Genomic DNA, 24,310 nt, shown 5'->3' with positions numbered 1-24,310 from the left:
GCAACTCACTTCGACTTTTCGCGCCATTTCAAGGAATTGGACATGAACCAGGAACTGACGACCAACCCGTTCAACCCGGTGGCCCCGCCGAAGACCTTTGACGAGATCAAGATCTCGCTGGCCTCGCCGGAGCGGATCCTCTCGTGGTCCTACGGGGAGATCAAGAAGCCCGAGACGATCAACTACCGGACCTTCAAGCCGGAGCGGGACGGCCTGTTCTGCGCCCGGATCTTCGGGCCGATCAAGGACTACGAGTGCCTTTGCGGCAAGTACAAGCGCATGAAGTATCGCGGCGTCGTCTGCGAGAAGTGCGGCGTTGAAGTGACGCTCCAGAAGGTGCGCCGCGAGCGGATGGGCCATATCGAGCTCGCCGCCCCGGTCGCGCATATCTGGTTCCTGAAGTCGCTGCCGTCCCGCATCGGCCTGATGCTGGACATGACGCTGCGCGATCTGGAACGCATCCTCTACTTCGAGAACTACGTGGTCATCGAGCCGGGTCTGACCGACCTGACCTATGGCCAGCTGATGACCGAGGAAGAGTACCTCGACGCGCAGGACCAGTACGGCGCCGACGCCTTCACCGCCAATATCGGCGCGGAAGCGATCCGCGAGATGCTGTCGGCCATCGATCTTGATGCGACCGCCGAGCAGCTGCGCGAGGACCTGAAGGAAGCCACGGGCGAGCTGAAGCCGAAGAAGATCATCAAGCGGCTGAAGATCGTCGAGCATTTCATCGAATCCGGCAACCGCCCAGAATGGATGATCCTGACCGTGCTGCCGGTGATCCCGCCGGAACTGCGCCCGCTGGTCCCGCTGGACGGCGGCCGGTTCGCCACGTCGGACCTGAACGACCTCTACCGCCGGGTGATCAACCGGAACAACCGTCTGAAGCGGCTTATCGAGCTGCGCGCGCCGGACATCATCGTCCGGAACGAAAAGCGGATGCTGCAGGAAGCCGTCGACGCCCTCTTCGACAACGGCCGTCGCGGCCGCGTCATCACGGGCACCAACAAGCGCCCGCTGAAGTCGCTTTCCGACATGCTGAAGGGCAAGCAGGGCCGGTTCCGTCAGAACCTTCTCGGCAAGCGCGTGGACTTCTCGGGCCGCTCGGTCATCGTGACCGGGCCGGAGCTGAAGCTGCACCAGTGCGGTCTGCCGAAGAAGATGGCGCTCGAGCTCTTCAAGCCCTTCATCTACTCGAAGCTGGAAGCCAAGGGCCTCAGCTCGACGGTGAAGCAGGCGAAGAAGCTGGTCGAGAAGGAGCGTCCGGAGGTCTGGGACATCCTCGACGAGGTGATCCGCGAGCATCCGGTGCTGCTGAACCGTGCGCCGACGCTGCACCGCCTCGGCATCCAGGCCTTCGAGCCGATGCTGATCGAAGGCAAGGCGATCCAGCTGCACCCGCTCGTCTGCTCGGCCTTCAACGCCGACTTCGACGGTGACCAGATGGCCGTGCACGTTCCGCTGAGCCTTGAGGCCCAGCTGGAAGCGCGCGTGCTGATGATGTCGACCAACAACGTGCTGTCGCCCGCGAACGGCTCGCCCATCATCGTGCCGTCGCAGGACATGGTCCTTGGTCTCTACTACGTGACCATGGAGCGGAAGGGCATGAAGGGCGAAGGCATGGTCTTCGCCAATGTCGAGGAGGTCGAGCTCGCGCTCGCCGCCGGGCAGGTCCATCTGCATGCCAAGATCCAGTGCCGGATCAAGCAGATCGACGAGGAAGGCAACGAGGTGATGATGCGCTTCGAGACGACGCCCGGCCGGGCCCGTCTGGGTGCGCTTCTGCCGATGAACACCAAGGCGCCGTTCGAGCTGGTCAACCGCCTGCTGCGCAAGAAGGACGTCCAGAACGTCATCGACACCGTCTACCGCTACTGCGGCCAGAAGGAATCGGTGATCTTCTGCGACCAGATCATGGGCATGGGCTTCCGGGAGGCCTTCAAGGCGGGCATCTCGTTCGGCAAGGACGACATGCTGATTCCGGAAACCAAGTGGACGATCGTCAACGACGTCCGCGACCAGGTGAAGGAATTCGAACAGCAGTACATGGACGGCCTGATCACCCAGGGTGAGAAGTACAACAAGGTCGTCGATGCCTGGTCGAAGTGCTCGGATGCCGTCGCGGCCGAGATGATGAAGGAAATCTCTGCCGTCCGGTTCGACGATGCCGGCGCGGAGAAGGAACCGAACTCGGTCTACATGATGTCCCACTCCGGGGCCCGGGGTTCGCCTGCGCAGATGAAGCAGCTGGGCGGGATGCGCGGCCTCATGGCCAAGCCGTCGGGCGAGATCATCGAAACGCCGATCATCTCGAACTTCAAGGAAGGCCTGACCGTGCTGGAGTACTTCAACTCCACCCACGGCGCGCGGAAGGGTCTGGCCGACACGGCGCTGAAGACGGCGAACTCGGGCTACCTGACCCGTCGTCTGGTCGACGTGGCGCAGGATTGCATCGTGCGCTCCAACGACTGCGGCACCGACCGCGCCATCACCGCGGAAGCTGCGGTGAACGACGGCGAAGTGGTGCAGTCGCTGGCGGAGCGTGTCCTGGGCCGGGTTGCGGCGGATGACGTGCTGCTGCCGGGGACCGACACGGTGATCGTGAGCCAGGGCGAGCTGATCGACGAGCGCAAGGCCGACCAGATCGACCAGGCGAACATCGCCTCGATCCGCATCCGCTCGCCGCTGACCTGCGACGCGGAAGAGGGCGTCTGCGCGATGTGCTACGGGCGCGACCTTGCCCGCGGCACGATGGTGAACGTCGGCGAAGCCGTCGGCATCATCGCGGCGCAGTCGATCGGTGAGCCGGGCACCCAGCTGACGATGCGGACCTTCCACATCGGCGGTATCGCCCAGGGTGGCAGCCAGTCGTTCCTGGAAGCCAGCCAGGAAGGCAAGATCGAGTTCCGTAACGCGAACCTGCTGCTCAATGCGGCGGGCGAGCAGATCGTCATGGGCCGGAACATGCAGCTCGTCATCATCGACGAGAACGGCCAGGAACGGGCGAGCCACAAGCTCGGCTACGGCACCAAGGTCTTCGTCAAGGAAGGCGAGGCGGTGAAGCGGGGCACCAAGCTCTTCGAATGGGACCCCTATACCCTGCCGATCATCGCCGAGAAGGCGGGTGTGGCGCGGTTCGTCGACCTCGTCTCGGGCATCTCGGTGCGCGAGGAGACCGACGAAGCCACCGGCATGACGCAGAAGATCGTCTCCGACTGGCGGTCGGCGCCGAAGGGCAACGACCTGAAGCCGGAAGTGATCGTCATGGATCCGGCGACTGGCGAGCCGGTGCGGAACGAGGCCGGTGCGCCGATTTCCTACCCGATGTCGGTCGACGCGATTCTGTCGCTCGAAGACGGGCAGGAGCTGAAGGCGGGCGACGTCGTGGCCCGGATCCCGCGCGAAGGCGCCAAGACGAAGGACATCACCGGCGGTCTGCCGCGGGTGGCGGAACTCTTCGAGGCGCGGCGGCCGAAGGACCACGCGATCATCGCCGAGCACGACGGCTACGTGCGGTTCGGCAAGGACTACAAGAACAAGCGGCGGATCATCATTGAGCCGACCGATGAAACCTTGCAGCCTGTCGAATACATGGTGCCGAAGGGCAAGCATATCCCGGTGGTCGATGGCGACTTCGTCCAGAAGGGCGACTACGTCATGGACGGCAATCCGGCGCCGCACGACATCCTGCGGATCATGGGGGTCGAGGCGCTTGCCAACTACATGATCGACGAGGTGCAGGACGTCTACCGGCTGCAGGGCGTGAAGATCAACGACAAGCATATCGAAGTGATCGTCCGCCAGATGCTGCAGAAGTGGGAGATCCTCGACAGCGGCGAGACCACGCTGCTGAAGGGCGAGCATGTCGACCGGGACGAGCTGGAGGCGGTGAATGCCAAGGCCGAGGCGCAGGGTCTGCGCACGGCGGCGGCTGAGCCGATCCTGCTCGGGATCACCAAGGCGAGCCTGCAGACGCGGTCGTTCATCTCGGCGGCCTCGTTCCAGGAGACGACGCGCGTGCTGACCGAAGCCTCGGTCATGGGCAAGCGCGACAAGCTCGTCGGCCTGAAGGAGAACGTCATCGTCGGCCGGCTGATCCCGGCCGGGACCGGTGGCGCCACCGCCCGGGTGCGTCGCATCGCCAGCGAGCGCGACCAGAAGGTGATCGAGGCGCGCCGCGCCGAGGCCGAGGCCGCCGCCGCTCTGGAAGCGCCGGAGCCGCAGGTCTTCGGAGAGGAGACCGATCTGGGCCTGGTCGATACCCCGGAAAGCCGGGACTGAGACCTTCCTGACTGACAATAAGGGGGCCCTCGCGAAAGCGGGGGCCCTTTTTCGTTGAGGGTGGACCGACGCCCGTTCCCCGGCCCTCTGCCTCGTTGGGTGGTGGGGCAGCGGGAGTATTTTTGCCAGGAAAAAACGGAGGCGGGGTGTGGGCGAGCGTGGTAGCCTGCCCGACGTAACGAGGGAATGCGTGTGTCGATGGCTGAGTATTCAAACCGGATCGTCGGGCTGGTCCGGTTTTCCTATGCCGGCCTCTCGGGCTTCGGCAGCGGGCCGGACGACCCGCAGGCGCGCGCGGCCCAGCTTTTCGATCCTGCGCGGCTTGCCCGGCGGTTCCAGCTTTTCGAGGCGCTGACCCTGCCCTCGCTTCTGGCGCAGGAGGATGCGGGGTTCGAGACCGTTTTCCTGACCTCCGATGCCTTGCCGGCGGAGGCGCGGGCAAGGCTGGAGGCCGGGGCCGCGCAGCTGCCGGGCGCGCGCGTGCTGGCGCTTCCGCCGATGCATCACTACCCGGCGACGCAGGCGGCTTTCGATACGGTCATTGGACGCGGTGAAAGCCATCTGGTGAGCTTCCGGCTGGACGACGACGACGCCATCGACCGCGGCTATGTCGCCCGGCTCAGGCGGCAGGCGGAGGGGCTGCAAAGGGTGGCGGATCCGGGACGGCCTTTCGTCATCGGGTGCAACCGCGGGTTCTTCCTGGAGATCGGGGCAGAGGCGAACCGGCTTTACGACGTGGTGGAGAAGCTGCCACTGGGGATAGGCCTGGCCATGGTGGCGCCGGTGGCGGGGCGCGAGAACATCTTCCGGCGGAACCACCGGCTGCTGCCGCAGTTCTTCACCACCTTCACCGATGCCGAGACCCCGGCCTTCCTGCGCACCGTCCATACCGACAACGACAGCGCACCACATGCCAGCGGGGTGAAGGAGAAGATGGGCCCCGAAGCCATCGCCCGCGCCGTCGCGGCGCATTTTCCCTTCACCGCGGAAGAGCTTCTGGCGCTTCGCCCCGCCTGCTGCTAGCTCTGCCCGGCAGGCGGGAGGGGACGGCCATGGGCGACAATGCGCGCGGCGCAATCTACATGTGCCTATCCATGGCCGCCTTTACGCTGAACGACAGCTTCATGAAGGCCGTGACGGAGCATCTGCCGACCTTCGAGGCGGCGGCACTGCGGGGGCCGCCGGTCATCCTGGCTCTGGCGCTGATCGCCTGGCAGCGCGGCACCCTGAAGCTGACCATGGCGCGCGGCGACGCGGTGACGGTGACGCTGCGCTGCCTGGGCGAGATCCTGAGCACAGCGACCTTCCTTTACGCGCTGAAGCACATGCCGCTTGCCAATATCTCGGCCGTCATGCAGTCGCTGCCGCTTGCGGTGACGCTGGCAGCGGCACTGTTTCTGGGCGAGCCGATCGGCTGGCGCCGGGCTGGCGCGATCCTGGTGGGCTTCGCGGGCGTGATGCTGATCATCCGGCCCGGCACCGCGGGGTTCGACCGCTGGTCGCTGCTGGCGCTTGGTGCCGTGGCCTCGGTCGTGTTGCGCGACATCGCCTCGCGCCGGGTGTCGCGGGCGGTGCCCTCGATCGTCGTCGCGGTCTATTCGGCGACGGCGGTGACGCTTTTCTCGGCGCTGGCCGCGCCCTATGCCGGCGGCTGGCCTCCGGTGAGCGGGGCGGATGTGCTGGCACTTCTGGCCGCCTCCGCCTGCCTCGTGGTGGGCTATATCGCGGCGGTCAGCGCGATGCGGGTGGGCGAAGTCGGCTTCGTGGCGCCGTTCCGCTACACCTCGCTCGTCTGGGCCATCGCGCTCGGCTGGCTCGTCTTCGACCAGTGGCCGGGACCGCTGACGCTGGTGGGCGCGGCGGTGGTGATCGCCACCGGCCTTTTCACGCTGTTCCGCGAACGGCGAGTTCGGCGGGCCTAGATCGCGCTGGAATGGCCGGCCTTCGACAGATCGTAGGCATCGAAGCTGCGCGCGATCATCCGGGTAAGCGGGCGGGCGCGCTGAGGGATGGCGAGGCCGTCGGGGGTGATCTCCAGCATCCCGGGAAAGGCGGCCAGTGCCCGGTCGTACATCGCGGCGAGTGCTTCGGGCGTGGCGCCGTAGTCGCGGATGATTTCGGCACTTGAGACGCGGAAATCGCACATGAGCGCCTCGATGATGCGGCCGCGGATGCGGTCCTCGGCGGTGAAGGCATGGCCGCGCGCGGTGGAGAAGCGGCCCTCGCGGATCGCTTTCACATGGTCCGAGGTGCGTGGCGCGTTCTGGGCATAGCCCTGCGGGAAGCGCGCGATGGCGGAGGCGCCTAGGGCGACCAATACCTCGGCCGTGTCGTCGGTATAGCCCTGGAAATTGCGCCGGAGCCGGCCGGTGGCGTGGGCGATGGCCAGCCCGTCCTCGGGCCGGGCGAAATGGTCGATCCCGATCTCGCGGTAGCCGTCCCAGAGGAAGAGCTTTCGGGCGGTCTCGAAGAGCGCCAGCCGCTCCTCCGGCCGGGGCAGGGTGTCGGACGGGATCATCACCTGCCGCCGCGCGATCCAGGGCACGTGGGCATAGCCGTAGAGCGCCACCCGGTCGGGCGAGAGCGACAAAAGCTTCTGCACCGAATCCGCCAGCCGTTCCGGCGTCTGGTGCGGCAGGCCGTAGAGGATGTCGGCGTTGAGGCTGGTGACGCCGCGGGCGCGGATCTCATCGATCACGTCGCGGGTCAGATCGTAGCTCTGTTCGCGGCCGATGGTCTTCTGGATCTCGGGGTCGAAATCCTGCACGCCGACAGAGGCGCGGTTCATCCCGGCCGCCCGCAGCGCGTCGAGGCGCGGCGCGTCGATCTCGCCGGGGTCGATCTCCACCGAGAACTCGCCGGCGGGGGCGAGGGGAATCGCTTCCAGGGTCGCGCCCGCGATCTCTTCGATCAGGGCGGCGGGCATCAGCGTGGGCGTGCCGCCGCCCCAGTGCAGCCGCGACAAGGTGACGCCGGGGGCGAGGCGGTCCTTCAGCAGCGCGATCTCGGCCTTGAGGGTCTGCGCATAGGCGATCACCGGGTCGTCGGACGCGGTGCCCTGCGTGCGGCAGGCACAGAACCAGCAAAGCCTTCTGCAAAAGGGCACATGCATGTAAAGGGAGATCCGGCTACCCGCGGGGATAGCCGAAATCCACTCCCCGTAAAGCGCGGCATCCACGTTGCCCGCGAAGTGCGGTGCGGTCGGATAGCTCGTGTATCGGGGGACGCGGGCATCGAAGAGCCCGAATTGGACAAGTTGCGGTTCAGTGTTCATTTCCGTAGGTTGTAGGTGCTGGGTTTGGGGCTGCTATGATGCAGATCAAAGTGGATCGTCCGCATGGATCTCAATGATACTCGTTTCAACCCGCAGAATTGCGGGAGCTGCCCGATTCGGCACAGGGCCGTCTGTGCGCGCTGCGACGGGGACGAACTCGATCTGCTCGAAACGATGAAGTTCTACCGGAGCTTCGAGGCCGGGCAGACGGTGATCTGGTCCGGCGACCGGATGGATTTCGTCGCCTCGGTCGTGACTGGCATCGCCACGCTGACGCAGACGATGGAGGATGGGCGTCGCCAGATGGTAGGCCTGCTGCTGCCGTCGGACTTCGTCGGCCGGCCGGGGCGCGATTCGGCCCCCTACGACGTGACCGCGACGACCGACCTGGTCATGTGCTGCTTCCGCCGCAAGCCGTTCGAGGAGATGATGGTGCGGACGCCGCACGTCGGCCAGCGGCTGCTGGAGATGACGCTGGACGAGTTGGACGCGGCGCGGGAATGGATGCTGCTGCTGGGCCGAAAGACCGCGCGCGAGAAGATCGCGAGCCTGATGGCGATCATCGGCCGGCGCGACGCGGCGCTGCGGCTCAAGGGCGGCAAGGCGCCCCTGGTCTTCGACCTACCGCTGACGCGCGAGGCGATGGCCGATTACCTAGGCCTGACGCTTGAGACGGTCAGCCGGCAGATCTCGGCGCTGCGCCGCGACGGGGTGATCGAGTTGGAAGGCAAGCGGCATGTGCTGGTGCCGGATCTCGACCGGCTGCTGGAAGAGGCGGGCGACGATACAGACGGCGGCCTCGTGGTCTGAGGCCTCGCCGCGCCGGCCGGCCCCGGCAGGGGCCGACCAGAGCTTACCATCAATGGGCCATGAACACCGGCACGTCGGTCTGTTCCAGCATCGCACGGGTCGCCCCGCCGAGGATCGCCTCGCGGAAGCGGGAATGGCCGTAGGCGCCCATCACGAGCAGGTCCGCCTCCTGGTCGTGGACGTGACGCAGGAGCACCTCTGAAACCTTGGGCAGGGTCTTGGCCAGAACCGAGACCTCCGTCCGCACGCCGTGACGGGCGAGCATCTGGCTGAGCGGACCGCCGGGGTCGGAGCGTTCCGGGCCGTGGCGCGACGGATCGACCACGGCAATGTTCACGCTGTCGGCGGAGCGGAGCAGCGGCAGCGCCTGGCGCACCGCGTTCAAGGCTTCGCTCGACTCGTTCCAGGCCACGACGACGCGCGAGCCGATCCGGGCGCCGAGGCCCCCCTCCGGCAGCACGAGCACCGGGGTCTGGCCCTCGAAGATCGCCGCCTCGATGATCGCCTCGTCTTCCTGACTGCGGTGTTCGCCGAAGGGCTTGGGCAGGATCACCATGTCGTTGAACCGGGCGCGCACGGCGACGAGGCCGTTCAGCCCGCCGAGCTGCGCCACCGCCGCCTCGGAGGACCAGCGGATGTCCTCGCGCCCCAGCACCTCCTGCACTTTCGCGTCCAGCTTGCGGGCGTCTTCCTCGGCGCGTTCGAGCATCTCCTGCTGCAGCACGATCGCGGCGCCGGCGTAGTAATACCCGGCCTGGGTGCGGTCGATGCCGAGGCATAGCACCTCCAGATGGGCATCCTCGTGGCGGGCCAGCTCGACGGCGGCCGAAAGGGTTGCCTCCATCGCCTCCGCATTCGTGAGCACGGTCATCAGCGATTTGTAGGCCATCAACGCTCTCCCGGTTTGGTGTGACAAACTGACCTTATGTGCTGAAACAAAAGGACGCTTTGACCGAGATCAACCCTCTGTTCACGCGATCTTGACATGGATCAAGGCATGCCGACCGGTCCCTTTGCACAAGCAGGAGGATCACGGGATCGCGAGTGTGGCGATTCATTTCGTGAACAGACGAGGGACACAGAATGTGGGAATACCTGAAACTGATCGCGCTTGGCGTGATCGCGCTCTGCGCCGCGATCGCCGCCAATTTCGCGCGTGACTTCGGCTACGAGGTTCACGCCCTGCTCATCATGGTCGTGGCGGCCGGCGTCTTCGTCTGGCAGATCCGCCGGACGGACGAGCCGAAACCGATCCCGACGAACGAGTACATGGACGACGTCATCCGCGCCGGCGTGATCGCAACCATGTTCTGGGGTATCGTCGGATTTCTCGCGGGCGTGTTCATCGCGAGCCAGCTTGCCTTTCCCTCGCTGAACTTCACATGGGCCGACGGTTACATGAACTTCGGCCGGCTCAGGCCGGTGCATACCTCGGCGGTGATCTTCGCCTTCGGTGGCAACGCGCTGATCGCCACCTCGTTCTATGTCGTGCAGCGCACGTCGGCCGCACGGCTCTGGGGCGGCAATACCGCCTGGTTCGTGTTCTGGGGCTACAACCTCTTCATCGTGCTGGCGGCCTCCGGCTACGTCATGGGCATCACCCAGGCCAAGGAATACGCCGAGCCGGAATGGTACATGGACCTCTGGCTGACGATCGTCTGGCTGGCCTATCTCGCAGTGTTCCTCGGCACGATCATCAAGCGCAAGGAACCCCACATCTACGTCGCGAACTGGTTTTACCTGAGTTTCATCGTGACGATCGCGATGCTGCACGTCTTCAACAACCTGTCGCTGCCGGTCTCCATCTTCGGATCGAAGTCCGTGCAGGTCTTCTCCGGTGTTCAGGACGCGATGGTGCAGTGGTGGTACGGCCATAACGCGGTGGGCTTCTTCCTGACCGCGGGCTTCCTGGGCATGATGTATTACTTCGTGCCGAAGCAGGCGGAACGGCCGGTCTACAGCTACAAGCTGTCGATCATCCACTTCTGGGCGCTGATCTTCCTCTACATCTGGGCCGGTCCGCACCACCTGCATTACACGGCGCTGCCGGACTGGGCTTCGACCCTCGGGATGGTGTTCTCGATCATGCTCTGGATGCCCAGCTGGGGCGGCATGATCAACGGGCTGATGACGCTTTCGGGCGCCTGGGACAAGCTGCGCACCGACCCGATCATGCGGATGATGGTCGTCTCCATCGGATTTTACGGCATGTCGACCTTCGAAGGCCCGATGATGTCGATCAAGACCGTGAACGCGCTGTCGCACTACACCGACTGGACGATCGGCCACGTCCATTCCGGCGCCCTCGGCTGGAACGGGATGATCACCTTCGGCGCTCTCTATTTCCTCACGCCGCGGCTGTGGAACAAGGAACGGCTCTATTCGCTGCGCCTCGTCTCCTGGCACTTCTGGCTCGCCACCATCGGGATCGTGCTCTACGCCGCCTCGATGTGGGTGTCGGGCATCATGGAAGGCCTGATGTGGCGCGAGGTCGATGCCCAGGGCTACCTGGTGAACTCCTTTGCCGACACGGTCGCCGCGCGTTTCCCGATGCTGGTGACCCGTGCCGTGGGCGGGGGGATGTACCTGACCGGCGGGTTCATCATGGCCTACAACCTTTGGAAGACCGTGACGTCGTCGCCTGAGAAGGCGGCGAGCCCCGCGGCCGTTCCGGCCGAGTGAGGGGGCAACGCACATGGCATTCCTGGACAAACACAAGAAGATCGAGACGAACGCCACGCTTCTGCTGATCCTCGCCTTCCTCGTGGTGACGATCGGCGGGCTGGTGGAGATCGTCCCGCTCTTCTACCTCAACAACACGATCGAGAAGGTGACGGGCGTGAGGCCCTACACCCCGCTCGAGCTGACCGGCCGGATGATCTACATCCGCGAGGGCTGCTTCTACTGTCACAGCCAGATGATCCGGCCGATGCGGGACGAGGTGGAGCGTTACGGCCATTACAGCCTCGCCGCGGAATCGATGTACGACCATCCGTTCCAGTGGGGATCCGAGCGGCAGGGGCCGGACCTCGCCCGCGTCGGCGGGCGCTATTCCGACCACTGGCACGTCGACCACCTGACCAACCCGCAATCGGTGGTGCCGGAATCGATCATGCCGAAGTTCGGCTTCCTGTCGAATACGATGATCGACGGCAAGTACGTGGCCGACCTGATGCGCACGAACAAGGAGGTGGGCGTGCCCTACACGGCCGACGAGATCGCCAACGCCCGCGCCGATTTCGAGGCGCAGGACGATCCCGCCGTCGACCCCTCCGGCCTGCAGAAGCGCTATGGCGCGAAGGTCAACGTGCGCAACTTCGACGGCAAGCCCGGGATCTCGGAGATGGACGCGCTGATCGCCTATCTGCAGGTCCTTGGAACCATGGTCGATTTCTCGACCTTCACGCCGGATCAGAGCCGGTAGGAGGCAGCGATGGAAAAGTTCGAAAGCATGCAGGCCTTTGCGCTCAGCTGGGCGCTGGTGTTCCTGTTCACCGTCTTCGTGGCGGCGGTCATCTGGGCCTTCTGGCCAAGCAACAAGCGCGGCCAGGACGAGGCGGCGCGGTCGATCTTCCGCAACGAGGATCGTCCCGCCAGCGACGCCCGCGGATCCTGAGGAGGCCGAAAGATGAGCAACGACAAGCATCACGGCCACGGCGCCGACGAGGTCGGAACCACCGGCCATTCCTGGGACGGGGTGGAGGAGCTGAACAACCCGCTGCCGAAATGGTGGCTTTACACCTTCTACGCCACCATCCTTTTCGCGGTCGTCTACACGATCCTCTACCCGGCATGGCCGCTGGTGCATCGGGCCACACCCGGCGTCCTCGGCTGGTCGAGCCGCGGGGCGGAGGCGCAGCAGATCGCGGCCTGGAACAAGCAGCTTGCACCGCTGCAGACCAAGCTTGACGCCACACCGCTCGACAAGGTCAAGGATGACGCGACACTGATGCAATACGCCAATTCGGCGGGTGCCGCGGTGTTCCGCACCAACTGCGTCCAGTGCCACGGCGCCGGCGCGGCGGGCAATCCGGGCTATCCGAACCTGCTGGATGACGACTGGCTTCATGGAGGCACGATCAACGCGATCTACACCACGATCCTGCACGGTGTCCGCAGCCCGACCGACCCCGACACGCGGCCTGCGCCGGAGATGCCGGCCTGGGGGGCGACGCTGAACCCGGAAGAGATCGCGAACGTCGTGCAATACGTGCTGCAGATCTCCGGCCAGAAGGCAGACGCCGCCAAGGCCACGGCCGGCGCCAAGGTCTTCGCCGCCAACTGCGCCGCCTGCCACGGCGCCGACGGCAAGGGCAACGTCGACATGGGCGCGCCGAACCTGACCGACGCGATCTGGCTTTACGGCGGCGACCAGGCGACGCTGACCAAGACGATTACCTACGGCCGGGCCGGGGTGATGCCCTCCTGGAACCACAAGTTGAGCGAGGCGGATATCCGCGCCGTCGCGCTTTACGTCCACGGTCTGGGAGGCGGCAAGTAAGCGGGATCCGGGAGGGCGACCTCCCGGCGACGGCCCGGCTCCCCCCCGAAAAGCTTGCGCTTCCCCAAACGGGGGGGCCGGTGCCGATCATGCATCCGCCGGGCAGACATCAGCCGGATCAACCGGCGCCGGGCTACTTCCGGCGCTTGTGTTCTTCGAGGCGGGGCAGGATCTCGACGAGGTTGCAGGGCCGGTGGCGGTAGTCGAGCTGGAATTTCAGGATCTCGTCCCAGGCGTCGCGGCAGGCGCCGGGGCTGCCGGGCAGCGCGAAGAGATATGTGCCCCCCGCAACCCCGCCCGTGGCGCGGGACTGCACGGCGGAGGTTCCGATCTTCTGCATCGAGACCAGCGTGAAGACAGTGCCAAAGGCCTCGATCTCCTTCTCGTAGACGTCGCGATGCGCCTCTACCGTCACGTCGCGGCCGGTCAGGCCGGTGCCGCCGGTCGAGATCACCACGTCGATCCCCGGATCGGCAATCCAGGCGCGGAGGCGTGCGGCGATGGCGGCGCGCTCGTCCTTCTCGATGGCGCGGGCGGCGAGGATATGGCCCGCTGCTTCCAGCCTCTCGACCAGTGTCGTGCCAGAGCGGTCGTCCGCCTCGCTCCGCGTGTCGGAGACGGTGAGGACAGCGATGCGGACGGGGATGAAATCCTTGGTTTCGTCGATGCTCATGCGAGTTCCCGAAGCTTGGCCTGAACGGCGAGGAGGTCGGCCCAGGCCTCGCGCTTGGCGGCGGGGTTGCGCAGCAGGTAGGCCGGGTGGGTCATCGGCAGCACGGGGCGGCCCATCACCTCGGCCCAGGTGCCGCGAAGGCGCAGGATTCCGCGCCGGCCCAGAAGCGCGCCGCAGGGGGTGTTGCCCATCAGGATCAGCACGTCGGGGGCCGCGAGCTCGATATGCCTTCTGGTGAAGGGCAGGAGCATCGAGAGTTCCTCCGGCGAGGGGTCACGGTTGCCGGGCGGGCGCCAGAACATGACGTTCGTGATATAGGCGGCGTGTTCGGCATCCGGTGCGTTACGGGACAGGCCGATGGCGCCGAGCATCCGGTCCAGCAACTGCCCGGCCCGGCCGACGAAGGGGCGGCCCTGCAGGTCCTCGTCGCGGCCCGGGGCCTCGCCGATGATCATCAGCCGGGCCTTGGGGTTGCCGTCTGAGACCACGGTGTTGCGCGCGCCGCGCTTCAGCTCGCAGAGGTCGAAGGCCGCGATTGCCTCGGCCAGCGCCTCGAGGGTTCCGGCGGCCCGGGCGGCGGCCTCGGCCACCTCGGCCGGGTCGGGGCCGGCGGCGGGCTGAGCCGGCACGAAGGCGGGGGACGCGGAGGCGGGCGCGGGCTGCGCCGGATCGGGCGCGTTGCGCGGGGCGGCCGGGGCGGCGGCCGCGGGCCGGGGCTCCGCCGCGGGCAGCTCGAAACGGTTGATTGGCGTCTCCGAGATCGCCTCGTCCGCGCCGAGCTCGATCTGCCAGGCGAGGGCGGCAAGGGCGGCGTGAGTCTCGGAATTCGGGTCCATGGCGGCGAAGGTAGTGCGGATCGCGGGCAAAGGGAATTGCGCTGAAGCACGCGCGCCCGCCGCCGCCCTTGCCCCGATCCGCGCCGCTTCCTATAAGCCTGCGAAACGACGGAGGGGCCATGACGTTCCGAGCGCGCCACCTGCTGGGCATCGAGCAGCTTCAGCCGGACGAGATCCGTACCCTTCTCGATCTTGCCGACAGCTATGTCGATCTGAACCGCCGCACCATCAAGCGCACCGATGCGCTGGCGGGGATGACCCAGATCAACATGTTCTTCGAGGCTTCGACGCGGACCCAGTCCTCCTTCGAGATCGCGGGCAAGCGGCTGGGCGCCGATGTGATGAACATGGCAGTCTCGCAGTCGAGCGTGAAGAAGGGCGAGACGCTGATCGACACGGCGCTGACGCTGAACGCGATGCACCCCGACCTGCTGGTGGTGCGCCACCAGAATTCCGGTGCGGTGGCGCTGTTGGCGGAGAAGGTGAACTGCGCCGTGCTGAACGCGGGCGACGGCAGGCACGAGCATCCGACGCAGGCGCTGCTGGACGCGCTGACGATCCGCAGGCGCAAGGGCCGGCTGCAGCGGCTGACCGTGGCGATCTGCGGCGACATCGCCCATTCGCGGGTGGCGCGGTCGAACCTGCTGCTGCTCGGCAAGATGGAGAACCGGATCCGCCTGATCGGCCCGCCGACGCTGATGCCCGCCGGCGTGGGCGAGTTCGGCTGCGAGATCTACGATGACATGAAGGCGGGCCTTGAAGGGGCGGACGTGGTGATGATGCTGCGCCTCCAGAAGGAGCGGATGGACGGCGGCTTCATCCCCTCGGAACGGGAATATTTCTACCGCTACGGCCTCGACGCGGAGAAGCTCGCCCATGCCAAGCCCGATGCGATCGTGATGCATCCCGGCCCGATGAACCGCGGCGTGGAGATCGACGGCACGCTTGCCGACGACATCAACCGCTCGGTCATCCAGGAGCAGGTGGAGATGGGCGTGGCGGTGCGGATGGCCGCGATGGACCTGCTGGCGCGCAACCTCAAAGCCGAGCGGGGGCGGGCAGCGGCGGGGGTGATGGTGTGACGGCGCCCGGCTGGGAAGGGGTTCTGGAGCCCGGCGAGCGGGTGCTCTGGCAGGGCCAGCCGGACGGGGCGCTGCATTTCGATGGTTTCGAGATCGGCCAGACCGTTTTCGGCGTGGCCTTCGCGGGTTTCGCGCTGTTCTTCCTCTGGCAGGGCATGGGGGCCGTCGCGGACGGGCCGCAGGGGATCCTCTTTCCGCTGGTGGCGCTGGTCTTCCTCGTGGTCGGGGCGAACCTGGCCGGGGGGCGCTATTTCCTCGACTGCTGGAAGCGGCGGAACACGCATTACAGCCTGACGACGCGGCGGGCCTTCATCGCCACGAACCTGCTGGGCTGGCGGCGCCTTCGGGAGTGGCGGATCGACGCCTCGACGAAGGTCGACCTCGTGCCCGGGCCCTGGCCGAGCCTCGGCTTCACCGGCTCGCGCACGGCACCGGGGGCGGCGCGGGCGAGCTTCGATTATCTGGAAGACGCGCGGGCGGTGCAGGCGCTGATGCGGAGTGTGCAGGCGGGGACGGCATGACGGCAGAGAACGACACGATCACCTTCATCAACGCCCGGCTGATCGATCCGGAAACGGGCGAGGAGCGGCCGGGCGGTCTGACCATCTCCGGCGGCCTGATCGCCGCGGTGGGCGAGGTGGCCGAGGATGGCCGCGTCATCGACTGCAGCGGCAAATGCCTTGCGCCCGGGATCGTCGATCTGGGCGTGAAAGTCGGCGAGCCGGGCGAGCGGCACAAGGAGAGCTTCCGCTCCGCCGGCCTTGCCGCCGCAGCCGGGGGCGTCACCACGATCATCACGCGCCCCGATACCCTGCCCGCGATCGACAACCCCGAAAGCCTTGAATTCGTCACCCGCAGGGCGGCCGGGGCTTCGCCCGTCAACATCCGCCACATGGCGGCGCTGACCAAGGGTCGCGAGGGGCGGGAGATGACCGAGATCGGCTTCCTTCTCGATGCCGGGGCGGTGGCCTTCACCGACTGCGACCATGTCGTGGCCGATACCAAGGTGCTGTCGCGCTGCCTGAGCTACGCCCGCAGCCTCGGCGCGCTGGTGATCGGGCATGCCCAGGATCCGGGGCTTTCGAAGGGCGCCGCCGTGACCTCGGGCAAGTTCGCCTCGCTCCGCGGCCTGCCGGGCGTCAGCCCGATGGCTGAGCGGATGGGCTTCGACCGCGACATGGCGATGGTCGAGATGACCGGCGCGCGCTACCACTTCGACCAGGTCACCTGTGCGCGGACGCTTCCGGCGCTGGAGCGGGCGAAGGCGAACGGCTTTGACGTGACGGCGGGCGTTTCGATCCACCATGTCACGCTGAACGAGTTCGACGTCGGCGATTACCGCACCTTCTTCAAGCTGACCCCGCCACTGCGGTCCGAGGACGACCGCAAGGCGGTGGCGGAGGCGCTGGCCTCCGGCCTGATCGACATCCTCTGCTCGATGCACACGCCGCAGGACGAGGAATCCAAGCGCCTGCCCTACGAGGAGGCCGCCGCCGGCGCCGTGGCGCTGCAGACGCTGCTGCCGGCCGCGATGCGGCTTTATCACGACGGCACGATGGGGCTGGCGCAGCTGTTCCGGGCGATGAGCCTGAACCCCGCGAAGCGGCTGGGCCTGCCTGGCGGGCGACTGGCCGCGGGCGCGCCGGCGGATCTGGTGCTGTTCGATCCGGATGCGCCCTTCGTGCTGGACCGGTTCACGATGCTGGCGTCGAAGTCCAAGAACACACCGTTTGACGGCGCGCGGATGGAGGGTAAGGTGCTTGCAACCTACGTTGGTGGGCGGCAGGTCTTCGGGGCGGAGGTGCGCGATGCCTGATATCACCCATGGCTGGCAGGTCCTCGCGCTGGTCGCGGTGCTGGCCTACCTGCTGGGCGCGGTGCCCTTCGGGATGCTGATCAGCCGGGCGATGGGTCTTGGCGATCTGCGCAAGGTCGGTTCCGGCAACATCGGGGCGACGAATGTGCTGCGGACCGGCAGCAAGCCGGCGGCCGCGCTGACGCTGATCCTCGACGCAGGCAAGGGTGCGGCGGCGGTGCTGATCGCGCGCTACGCACTGGGCGAGGATGCCGCGCAGGTCGCGGGCCTTGCGGCCTTCGTCGGCCATATCTTCCCGGTCTACCTTGGCTTCAAGGGCGGCAAGGGGGTTGCGACCTTCCTCGGCGTCCTGCTCGCGCTGGCCTTCCCGGTCGGGCTTGCCGCCTGCGCGACCTGGCTGGTGGTGGCGCTGGTCGGGCGCATTTCCTCGCTCGCGGCCTTGATGGCGGCCGCCTTGAGCAGCGCCTGGGTGTTTCTTTTCAGCGACGGGCGGACGCTCACCCTCGTCGTTGTACTGACCGTGCTGATCTACATCCGCCATGCCGGGAACCTGCGCCGCCTGAAGGCGGGGACCGAACCGACGATCGGACAGAAAACCAGCTGAGGGGGACGACATGACCTTTCAGGATGCGATACGCAGCTGCTTCGCGCGCTACGTCGGGTTCCAGGGCCGCGCCGGACGGCCCGAGTTCTGGTGGTTCTTCCTGTTCTGCGTGATCGCGAAGGCGGTGGCTCGATGGATCGACCGTATCCTGTTCGGCGTGCCCTTCGCGGTGATGCGCGAGGGCGCATACCACCATCCCGGCCCGATGGGCTGGGGCGGGCATTACTGGTCGATCTACGCGCCGGGGGGCGGGCTCGCCTGGATCGTCGGGCTGGCGCTTTTCCTGCCGCAGCTCGCGGTGGCGGTGCGACGGCTGCATGACACCGGGCATTCCGGCTGGTGGCTTCTGCTGGCCATCATCCCGTTCCTGGGCTGGCTGGTGCTGTTGATCTTCTTCATCCAGGCCAGCGGGCCGGCCAATGCCCATGGCGCCGGCCCGGACGGCCCGGCATCGCCGGGCGCGTCCGCTTAAGCCGATCAGTAGCTGTAGTCGGCGTAGATCCGGCTCAGGTCGCCGTTCCAGTCGCCGTTATAATGGGCCAGAAGCTCGTCGGCCGGGCTGCGCCCGGTTTCCACGCTGTCCTTCAGCGCGTTGAGGAAATGCGTCTCGTCCGGCAGCAGGCCGCCCGCGCCGGGGCGCGCGCGGGCCTTCAGCCCAGCCTCGGCGATATTCACCACCTCGCGGGCGAGATCGAGCATCTTCACGCCATGCGTTTCCGCCTGCAGCGCATCGACGGAGGCGGCAGTGCGGAGCGCCTCGCGCGTCTCATTGTCCCAGTGCTTGACGAGGTCCCAGGCGGCGTCGAGCGCGGACTGGTCGTAGAGGAGGCCGACCCAGAGCGCCGGCAGCGCGCAGAGCCTGCGCCACGGTCCGCCGTCGGCACCGCGCATCTCCATGTATTTCTTGATCCGCGCCTCGGGGAAGATCGTGGTCAGATGGTCCGCCCAGTCCGAGAGCGTCGGCTTCTCGCCCGGCAGCGCCGGCAGTTCGCCCTTGAGGAAGTCGCGGAAGGACTGGCCGAGCGCGTTGATGTAGGTGCCGTCGCGGTAGACGAAGTACATCGGCACGTCGAGCGCATAGTCGACGTAGCGCTCGAACCCCATGCCGTCCTCGAAGACGAAGGGCAGCATGCCGGTGCGGCTGGCGTCGAGGTCGCGCCAGATCCGCGAGCGCCAGGACTTGTGGCCGTTGGGCTTGCCCTCAAAGAAGGGTGAGTTGGCGAAGAGCGCGGTGGCGACCGGCTGCAGCGACAGCGCGACGCGCAGCTTCTGCACCATGTCCGCCTCGGAGGCGAAATCGAGGTTCACCTGCACGGTGCAGGTTCGCCGCATCATCTGGGTGCCATGGGTGCCGACGGTCGGCATATAGGCATCCATCAGCTTGTAGCGGCCCTTCGGCATGAGCGGCATCTCGTCATGCGTCCAGACCGGCGCCGCACCAAGACCGATGAAGCGCGCGCCGATGCGGTCGGCGATGGTGCGGACCTCGCGCAGATGCTCGTTCACCTCGTCGCAGGTCTGGTGGATCGTCTCCAGCGCCGCGCCAGACAGTTCCAGCTGCCCACCGGGTTCCAGCGAGATGTTGGAGCCGTCGGGATAGGAGAGGCCGATGATGTTGCCGCCCTCGGTCACCGGGGCCCAGTCGAACTCGTCGCGCAGGCCTTCCAGCATGGCCTTGATGGAGCAGGGCCCGTCATAGGGCAGCGGTTCGAGCGTCGCGGCGACATAGCCGAATTTCTCATGCTCGGTGCCGATGCGCCAATCAGCCTTCGGCTTGCAGCCCGAGGCCAGGTATTCGGCCAGCTGGCCGTAATGCTCGATCGGCCCGCCGCCGGATTGGGGAATTGACATCTGGGCTCCGATCTCTGCTGCGCTGTCCGGCGCAAGACCTGTAGCGCGGGGCAGGGCAAGTCAAGAGGCGGGCCTGCGGATGAAGGGCCGCAGGTGTGCCGCGCCGCTGCGTCAGGGCGCGGTTCAGCTGCGGGCGCCGGGCCTGCGATGGCCGATCCGGGAGCCGGCGGGCCTGCGCCAGACGATGCGGGGCATCTCGGCCGGGCCCTCGATCGCGTCGAGGATCCGGGCGCTGTCGAGGCCGGGAAGGCCCGCGAAGGTGTCGAAGAGCGCCTCTGCCCCTTCGGCGGCGGTGGGGATGTAGAGCGTCGGCGCCTCGGACTGCGACAGCCGCCAGACGCGCCGCCCGTTCCGCGTCATCAGCGCGATCTCGGAGATCAGGGAGAGACCGGCGAAGCCGCCCTCGGTCGGGCCCATGTAGGTGATCTGGCCTTCCACCACCCGGACGATGCCGGGGTCGGAGACCTCGCGGCGGAATCGCATCCGGCGCAGGCCCAGCACGCCCAGAAGCGCGCCGAGACCGGCGGTCAGGATCCCGATCCCGGCGAACAGAAAGCCGCCCTGGGTGTAGATCCAGGCGCCGAGCGCGGTGATCCCGGCGGCGATGATCACCTCGCGCCAACGGTGCAGGGTGGCGACGGCCTCCGGGCGCAGGAAGCTGGACATCGGCCTCAGCCCTTCCAGTCGCCAAGCGCGGCCTGCCAGAGGGCAAGGGCGGCGACGGCGGCGGTATCGGCGCGCAGGATGCGCGGGCCAAGGCTGACGGGCGTGACGAAGGGGGCCGCGCGAAGCCGCGTGCGCTCGGCCTCGGAAAACCCGCCCTCGGGGCCGATGAGGATCGCCCAGGGGCCGGGAGCGAGGCCCGCCAGGGTCTCCGCCGGGCCGGCTAGCGCCTCGTCCGCCCAGAGGAGGCGGCGCCCCTCGGGCCAGTCATCGAGAAGGCGGGACAGGGGCGCGAGATCGGCCACCCCGGGCACGAAGGTGCCGCCGCATTGCTCCGCCGCCTCTACCGCATGGGCCTGCAGCCGGTCACGGCGGATGCGCTCGGAATTGGTGAAGTCGGTCTGCACGGGCTGAATCCGGGCGGCGCCGAGTTCGGCCGCCTTCTCGACGATGAAGTCGGTCCTTGCCTTCTTGATCGGCGCGAAGAGAAGCCAGAGGTCGGGCGGCGGCCGCAGGACGCGGGTCTGCTCGCGGCAGGCGAGGCTTCCGTCGCGCTTGCCGGCCTTGGCGACCTCGGCGCGCCACTCGCCGTCTTTCCCGTTGAAAACAAGAAGATCCGCCCCGACGCCGAGCCGCATCACGATGAAGAGATAATGCGCCTGTTCGGGCGTCAGCGGAACCGATTGCCCCGGCCCCAAAGGGTGCTCTACAAAGAGCCTGATTTTCGACCCCGACATGAGGCCGACCCTATGCCCGAGCCCGAGGGAATGCCAGAGCCGGAGAGCCAAGGCGGCGGCGTCGCCGACGCGGTGAGCGGCAACTGGGTGGACCAGCTGGCGCCCGACTGGGCGCGGCCCTATCTGCGGCTTTCGCGGGCCGACCGGCCGATCGGTACATGGCTTCTGCTGCTGCCGTGCTGGTGGGGCGTGATGCTGGCCGCAGCGGCCGATCCGATCGGGTTGCAGGGGCGCGACGTCTGGATCGCCATCGGTTGCGCCGCCGGCGCCTGGCTGATGCGGGGCGCGGGCTGCACCTGGAACGACATCACCGACCGCGACATCGACGCGCAGGTGGCGCGAACGCGATCCCGCCCGATCCCCTCGGGACAGGTGACGACCGCGCAGGCGATGGGCTGGATGGTGGCGCAGGCGCTGGTGGCCTTCCTGATCCTGCTGACCTTCAACCGCGCGGCGGTGCTGATGGGGGTGGCCTCGCTGGTGCTGGTGGCGATCTATCCATTCGCCAAGCGCTTCACCTGGTGGCCGCAGGTCTTCCTGGGCCTGGCCTTCAACTGGGGCGCGCTGCTGGCCTGGACGGCGCATACCGGCCGCATCGGGGGGCCGTCGATCACGCTCTACCTTGCCGGGATCGCCTGGACCTTGTTCTACGACACGATCTACGCCCATCAGGACAAGGAGGACGACGCGCTGATCGGGGTGAAATCCACCGCGCGGCTCTTCGGCTCGGACACGATCTGGTGGCTGCGGGTCTTCGCCGTTCTCGCCGTCCTTCTCATGAGTCTTGCGATGATCGCGGCGCTGACGCCGAAGATCTCGGCGCTGTCGATGACGCTGGCGCTGGTCGGGGCCTGGGGGCTTGGCTGGCACCTCGCCTGGCAGCTGACCCAGCTCGATATCGACAACCCCGTGACCTGCCTGAAGCTGTTCCGGGCCAACCGCGATGCCGGGCTGATCCCGGCGGCGGCGCTGCTGCTGGCGGCGCTGGTCTGACCGGCCGCCCGGCCCCCGGGATCGGCGGTCTGCCGCCTGCGCATGCCGGGGAATGGTAACACCTGCCGGAAGGGGCAGATTTCACGGCTCCTTAGATTGATCCCCGGCGACGGGCCGCTTAAGGAGGGTCAGCCGCCTACGGAGACGACCCCGGCCCATGCGCCACACACAGACCCTGATTGCCATCGCGGCCTTTGCCGCCGCCGGTGCCCTGAGCTATGCCGGCGCGCTCTGGTCGGCGAACGCGGTGGAGCGGCGCAGCCGTCAGATCGTGTCGCACCGGCTGTCGCTCGCCGGGCTGGAATGGGTCCGGGTGAGGACGAACGGGTTGCAGGTGATCCTCTCCGGCACGGCGCCCACCGAGGCCGCGCGGTTCCGCGCGCTGGCGGTGGCGGACGGGATGGTCGATTCGGCGCGGGTGCATGACCTGATGCGCACCCGCCCGGCGAAAAAGATCGCCCCGCCGCGCTTCTCGATCGAGCTTCTGCGCAACGAGGATGGCATTTCGCTGATCGGGCTGATTCCCACGGCCACCGGGCGCGCCACGGTCGCGTCCAAGGTGGCGGCGCTCCACGCCCCCGGTAAGGTCAGCGACCTTCTGGAGACCGCCGAGGCCCCCGTGCCGCCGGGCTGGGACGAGGCGCTGGCCTACGGGCTGGTGGCGCTGAAGGAGGTGCCGCGCTCGAAGATCTCGATCTCGGCGGGGGAGGTCACCGTCACCGGCATCTCGGACAGCGCGGCGCAGCAGAAAGCCTATGAGGCCGATCTGGCGCAGGCGGTGCCCAAGGGGCTGAAGGTCTCTGTCGACATCTCCGCGCCGCGGCCGGTCATCACGCCCTTCACGCTGCGCTTCGTGATCGACGGCGCCGGTGCCCGCTTCGATGCCTGCTCTGCCGATACCGAGAAGGCCCGTCACGAGATCGAGGCGGCGGCGCTGACCGCCGGGGTGAAGGGCAAGATACTCTGCACCGTCGGCATGGGCGTGCCCTCGCCGCATTGGGCCGAGGCCGCCGTACTGGGCATCGACGCGCTGAAGGATCTCGGCCGCGGGTCGATCACCTTCTCGGACGCCGACGTGACGCTGCTGGCCCCCGCCACCGTTCCACAAGCGAAATTCGACCGGGTGGTGGGCGATCTCGGCGCCAAGCTGCCCGATGTCTTCTCGCTCAACGCCAAGCTGGAGAAGCCGCAGAAGGCCACGAAGTCGGAAGGACCTGCCCGCTTCACCGCGACGCTTTTGCCCAGCGGCAAGATCTCGCTCCGCGGGCTGCTGCTGGACGACAGGATGCATGATGCCGTCGACAGCTACGCCAAGGCGCTGTTCGGGGCGAGCGACGTGCTGACGGCGACTCGGAATGACAAGAACCTGCCCGATGGCTGGCCGGAACGGGTGCTTGCCGGGCTTAAGGCGCTGGCGCTGCTGCATGACGGATCCGTTCTGGTCGAACCCAACCAGCTGACTGTCACCGGCACCTCTGGCGACAAGGGTGCGAAGGACGAGATTTCGCGCATCCTGTCGGAGAAGCTCGGGCCGGGGCAGGCCTTCACCATTCAGGTCGGCTACGACAAGCGCCTTGACGCGCAGGCCGCGGCGCCGTCGCAGGAAAGCTGTCTCGCCGCGATCCAGGCGGCTCTGAAGGCGCACAAGATCAACTTCAAGCCGGGATCGGACAGTTTCACCCCGGACGCGGCGCCGACGCTCGACAAGATTGCAGAGCAGATCCGCCGCTGCCCGAAGATGAAGCTGGAGATCGCGGGCTATACCGACAGCCAGGGCAAGCCGGCGATGAACCTGACGCTCAGCCAGTCGCGGGCGCGGGCGGTTCTGCAGGCCCTGGCCTCGCGCCGGGTGCTGATCGGCAACATCGTCGCCCGCGGCTATGGTGAGGCCCATCCGATCGCCGACAACAGTACGGCGGCCGGGCGCGAGGCGAACCGGCGGATCGAGATCACGCTTCAGTCGGACGCGCCCGATGCAAAGGGGGCGGCCGATCAGGCAGGCGGTGCGGCCACAGGCGGGACGCCCGCCACCGCGAACGCCGCCGCGTCCGCATCTGCCAAGTCCGCGCCCCAGGCCGGGTCACAGGCAGCAGCACAATCGGCCGCGCCTGCGAAGGGCGATGGTCTTGCCCCGTCCGATCTGACCGTTACGCCGAAGCCACGCCCCAAAAGCACGAATTGATCCG

At 67.4% G+C, this 24,310-nt stretch carries 22 protein-coding genes; 15 read left to right on the top strand and 7 right to left on the bottom strand.

Annotated elements, in window-relative coordinates:
• Positions 1-42: 42 nt before the first annotated feature.
• The 3 genes from rpoC to EIP85_RS13555 all read left to right on the top strand — a co-directional run bounded on the left by rpoC (position 43) and on the right by EIP85_RS13555 (position 6,206).
• Positions 43-4,284 (top strand): DNA-directed RNA polymerase subunit beta', encoded by a 4,242-nt coding sequence (gene rpoC / locus EIP85_RS13565; protein ID WP_127902726.1) that lies wholly within the window; start codon positions 43-45, stop codon positions 4,282-4,284.
• A 198-nt stretch (positions 4,285-4,482) separates the two neighbouring features.
• The gene (locus EIP85_RS13560; protein WP_164871731.1) at positions 4,483-5,307 is read left to right on the top strand and encodes a glycosyltransferase; all 825 of its coding nucleotides are present in this window, start codon (positions 4,483-4,485) and stop codon (positions 5,305-5,307) included.
• A gap of 29 nt (positions 5,308-5,336) precedes the next feature.
• Entirely contained in the window at positions 5,337-6,206 is an 870-nt protein-coding gene (locus tag EIP85_RS13555; protein ID WP_127902724.1) for a DMT family transporter, read from the top strand.
• Here EIP85_RS13555 and hemN read toward each other — a convergent pair.
• Positions 6,203-7,558, bottom strand: coding sequence for an oxygen-independent coproporphyrinogen III oxidase (gene hemN / locus EIP85_RS13550; protein WP_127902723.1), 1,356 nt, complete (start codon positions 7,556-7,558; stop codon positions 6,203-6,205). The genes EIP85_RS13555 and hemN overlap by 4 nt on opposite strands.
• 63 nt (positions 7,559-7,621) lie before the next feature.
• On the opposite strand from hemN, the gene fnrL reads away from it, so the two are divergent.
• A complete protein-coding gene (gene fnrL / locus EIP85_RS13545) occupies positions 7,622-8,368 on the top strand; it encodes a transcriptional regulator FnrL (protein ID WP_127902722.1) in 747 nt (248 codons plus the stop codon).
• A 49-nt stretch (positions 8,369-8,417) separates the two neighbouring features.
• On the opposite strand, the gene EIP85_RS13540 is transcribed toward fnrL, so the two are convergent.
• Entirely contained in the window at positions 8,418-9,257 is an 840-nt protein-coding gene (locus EIP85_RS13540) for a universal stress protein (protein ID WP_127902721.1), read from the bottom strand.
• A gap of 194 nt (positions 9,258-9,451) precedes the next feature.
• Between EIP85_RS13540 and ccoN the strand changes: the two genes are divergently transcribed.
• Genes ccoN through ccoP form a run of 4 tightly spaced genes read left to right on the top strand, consistent with a single transcriptional unit; the run spans position 9,452 to position 12,869 of the window.
• A complete protein-coding gene (gene ccoN, locus EIP85_RS13535; RefSeq protein ID WP_127902720.1) occupies positions 9,452-11,050 on the top strand; it encodes a cytochrome-c oxidase, cbb3-type subunit I in 1,599 nt (532 codons plus the stop codon).
• Positions 11,051-11,063: 13 nt separating this feature from the next.
• The gene (gene ccoO / locus EIP85_RS13530; RefSeq protein ID WP_127902719.1) at positions 11,064-11,792 is read left to right on the top strand and encodes a cytochrome-c oxidase, cbb3-type subunit II; all 729 of its coding nucleotides are present in this window, start codon (positions 11,064-11,066) and stop codon (positions 11,790-11,792) included.
• 9 nt (positions 11,793-11,801) lie between these two features.
• On the top strand, positions 11,802-11,984 hold the full coding sequence (locus tag EIP85_RS13525) for a cbb3-type cytochrome oxidase subunit 3 (protein WP_127902718.1): 183 nt from the start codon (positions 11,802-11,804) through the stop codon (positions 11,982-11,984).
• Positions 11,985-11,996: 12 nt separating this feature from the next.
• Positions 11,997-12,869: a cytochrome-c oxidase, cbb3-type subunit III gene (ccoP, locus tag EIP85_RS13520; RefSeq protein ID WP_127902717.1), complete on the top strand. Its 873-nt coding sequence runs from the start codon at positions 11,997-11,999 to the stop codon at positions 12,867-12,869.
• Between the two features lie 133 nt (positions 12,870-13,002).
• On the opposite strand, the gene moaB is transcribed toward ccoP, so the two are convergent.
• Positions 13,003-13,542 carry a molybdenum cofactor biosynthesis protein B gene (gene moaB / locus EIP85_RS13515; RefSeq protein WP_127902716.1) on the bottom strand — a complete coding sequence of 180 codons (540 nt, stop codon included), beginning with the start codon at positions 13,540-13,542 and terminating at the stop codon, positions 13,003-13,005.
• Positions 13,539-14,378 carry a uracil-DNA glycosylase gene (locus EIP85_RS13510; RefSeq protein ID WP_127902744.1) on the bottom strand — a complete coding sequence of 280 codons (840 nt, stop codon included), beginning with the start codon at positions 14,376-14,378 and terminating at the stop codon, positions 13,539-13,541. Before EIP85_RS13510 ends, moaB begins: the two co-directional genes overlap by 4 nt.
• Before the next feature lie 119 nt (positions 14,379-14,497).
• Here EIP85_RS13510 and EIP85_RS13505 point away from each other — a divergent pair, with 119 nt between their 5' ends.
• Genes EIP85_RS13505 through EIP85_RS13485 form a run of 5 tightly spaced genes read left to right on the top strand, consistent with a single transcriptional unit; the run spans position 14,498 to position 18,352 of the window.
• A complete protein-coding gene (locus EIP85_RS13505; RefSeq protein WP_127902715.1) occupies positions 14,498-15,460 on the top strand; it encodes an aspartate carbamoyltransferase catalytic subunit in 963 nt (320 codons plus the stop codon).
• Positions 15,457-15,981 (top strand): hypothetical protein, encoded by a 525-nt coding sequence (locus EIP85_RS13500; RefSeq protein WP_127902714.1) that lies wholly within the window; start codon positions 15,457-15,459, stop codon positions 15,979-15,981. The genes EIP85_RS13505 and EIP85_RS13500 overlap by 4 nt, the downstream gene beginning before the upstream one ends.
• Positions 15,978-17,276 (top strand): dihydroorotase, encoded by a 1,299-nt coding sequence (gene pyrC / locus EIP85_RS13495; RefSeq protein WP_127902713.1) that lies wholly within the window; start codon positions 15,978-15,980, stop codon positions 17,274-17,276. Before EIP85_RS13500 ends, pyrC begins: the two co-directional genes overlap by 4 nt.
• On the top strand, positions 17,269-17,880 hold the full coding sequence (plsY, locus tag EIP85_RS13490) for a glycerol-3-phosphate 1-O-acyltransferase PlsY (RefSeq protein ID WP_127902712.1): 612 nt from the start codon (positions 17,269-17,271) through the stop codon (positions 17,878-17,880). The genes pyrC and plsY overlap by 8 nt, the downstream gene beginning before the upstream one ends.
• Before the next feature lie 10 nt (positions 17,881-17,890).
• Positions 17,891-18,352, top strand: coding sequence for a DUF805 domain-containing protein (locus EIP85_RS13485; RefSeq protein WP_127902711.1), 462 nt, complete (start codon positions 17,891-17,893; stop codon positions 18,350-18,352).
• Positions 18,353-18,357: 5 nt separating this feature from the next.
• Here the strand turns inward: EIP85_RS13485 and EIP85_RS13480 are convergent, their stop codons facing one another.
• The 3 genes from EIP85_RS13480 to EIP85_RS13470 form a co-directional block, all read right to left on the bottom strand.
• Positions 18,358-19,731 (bottom strand): glutamate--cysteine ligase, encoded by a 1,374-nt coding sequence (locus EIP85_RS13480; RefSeq protein ID WP_127902710.1) that lies wholly within the window; start codon positions 19,729-19,731, stop codon positions 18,358-18,360.
• 123 nt (positions 19,732-19,854) lie between these two features.
• Positions 19,855-20,397, bottom strand: coding sequence for a hypothetical protein (locus EIP85_RS13475; RefSeq protein WP_127902709.1), 543 nt, complete (start codon positions 20,395-20,397; stop codon positions 19,855-19,857).
• A 5-nt stretch (positions 20,398-20,402) separates the two neighbouring features.
• A complete protein-coding gene (locus EIP85_RS13470; protein WP_127902708.1) occupies positions 20,403-21,131 on the bottom strand; it encodes a 16S rRNA (uracil(1498)-N(3))-methyltransferase in 729 nt (242 codons plus the stop codon).
• 12 nt (positions 21,132-21,143) lie between these two features.
• Here EIP85_RS13470 and ubiA point away from each other — a divergent pair, with 12 nt between their 5' ends.
• Together ubiA and EIP85_RS13460 are read left to right on the top strand one after the other, a co-directional pair.
• Positions 21,144-22,124: a 4-hydroxybenzoate octaprenyltransferase gene (gene ubiA / locus EIP85_RS13465; protein ID WP_241560015.1), complete on the top strand. Its 981-nt coding sequence runs from the start codon at positions 21,144-21,146 to the stop codon at positions 22,122-22,124.
• A gap of 157 nt (positions 22,125-22,281) precedes the next feature.
• On the top strand, positions 22,282-24,306 hold the full coding sequence (locus EIP85_RS13460; RefSeq protein ID WP_127902706.1) for an OmpA family protein: 2,025 nt from the start codon (positions 22,282-22,284) through the stop codon (positions 24,304-24,306).
• Positions 24,307-24,310: the final 4 nt, after the last annotated feature.

Origin of the sequence: Solirhodobacter olei (assembly GCF_004010155.1) — a bacterium.
GTDB classification, from domain to species: Bacteria; Pseudomonadota; Alphaproteobacteria; order Rhodobacterales; family Rhodobacteraceae; genus Solirhodobacter; species Solirhodobacter olei.
Note: the sequence above shows the minus strand (reverse complement) of the source record. Positions and strands in the feature narration are given on the sequence as shown.

Bases quoted from the DNA above. Each gene is read 5' to 3' on its own strand.
- ccoP (WP_127902717.1), top strand. From the start codon at position 11,997: ATGAGCAACGACAAGCATCACGGCCACGGCGCCGACGAGGTCGGAACC.
- fnrL (WP_127902722.1), top strand. From the start codon at position 7,622: ATGGATCTCAATGATACTCGTTTCAACCCGCAGAATTGCGGGAGCTGC.
- EIP85_RS13555 (WP_127902724.1), top strand. From the start codon at position 5,337: ATGGGCGACAATGCGCGCGGCGCAATCTACATGTGCCTATCCATGGCC.
- EIP85_RS13460 (WP_127902706.1), top strand. From the start codon at position 22,282: ATGCGCCACACACAGACCCTGATTGCCATCGCGGCCTTTGCCGCCGCC.
- ccoN (WP_127902720.1), top strand. From the start codon at position 9,452: ATGTGGGAATACCTGAAACTGATCGCGCTTGGCGTGATCGCGCTCTGC.
- plsY (WP_127902712.1), top strand. From the start codon at position 17,269: ATGCCTGATATCACCCATGGCTGGCAGGTCCTCGCGCTGGTCGCGGTG.
- EIP85_RS13525 (WP_127902718.1), top strand. From the start codon at position 11,802: ATGGAAAAGTTCGAAAGCATGCAGGCCTTTGCGCTCAGCTGGGCGCTG.
- EIP85_RS13510 (WP_127902744.1), bottom strand. From the start codon at position 14,378: ATGGACCCGAATTCCGAGACTCACGCCGCCCTTGCCGCCCTCGCCTGG.
- moaB (WP_127902716.1), bottom strand. From the start codon at position 13,542: ATGAGCATCGACGAAACCAAGGATTTCATCCCCGTCCGCATCGCTGTC.
- EIP85_RS13560 (WP_164871731.1), top strand. From the start codon at position 4,483: ATGGCTGAGTATTCAAACCGGATCGTCGGGCTGGTCCGGTTTTCCTAT.
- EIP85_RS13505 (WP_127902715.1), top strand. From the start codon at position 14,498: ATGACGTTCCGAGCGCGCCACCTGCTGGGCATCGAGCAGCTTCAGCCG.
- ubiA (WP_241560015.1), top strand. From the start codon at position 21,144: ATGCCCGAGCCCGAGGGAATGCCAGAGCCGGAGAGCCAAGGCGGCGGC.
- rpoC (WP_127902726.1), top strand. From the start codon at position 43: ATGAACCAGGAACTGACGACCAACCCGTTCAACCCGGTGGCCCCGCCG.
- EIP85_RS13475 (WP_127902709.1), bottom strand. From the start codon at position 20,397: ATGTCCAGCTTCCTGCGCCCGGAGGCCGTCGCCACCCTGCACCGTTGG.
- EIP85_RS13470 (WP_127902708.1), bottom strand. From the start codon at position 21,131: ATGTCGGGGTCGAAAATCAGGCTCTTTGTAGAGCACCCTTTGGGGCCG.
- hemN (WP_127902723.1), bottom strand. From the start codon at position 7,558: ATGAACACTGAACCGCAACTTGTCCAATTCGGGCTCTTCGATGCCCGC.
- EIP85_RS13540 (WP_127902721.1), bottom strand. From the start codon at position 9,257: ATGGCCTACAAATCGCTGATGACCGTGCTCACGAATGCGGAGGCGATG.
- EIP85_RS13485 (WP_127902711.1), top strand. From the start codon at position 17,891: ATGACCTTTCAGGATGCGATACGCAGCTGCTTCGCGCGCTACGTCGGG.
- EIP85_RS13480 (WP_127902710.1), bottom strand. From the start codon at position 19,731: ATGTCAATTCCCCAATCCGGCGGCGGGCCGATCGAGCATTACGGCCAG.
- pyrC (WP_127902713.1), top strand. From the start codon at position 15,978: ATGACGGCAGAGAACGACACGATCACCTTCATCAACGCCCGGCTGATC.
- ccoO (WP_127902719.1), top strand. From the start codon at position 11,064: ATGGCATTCCTGGACAAACACAAGAAGATCGAGACGAACGCCACGCTT.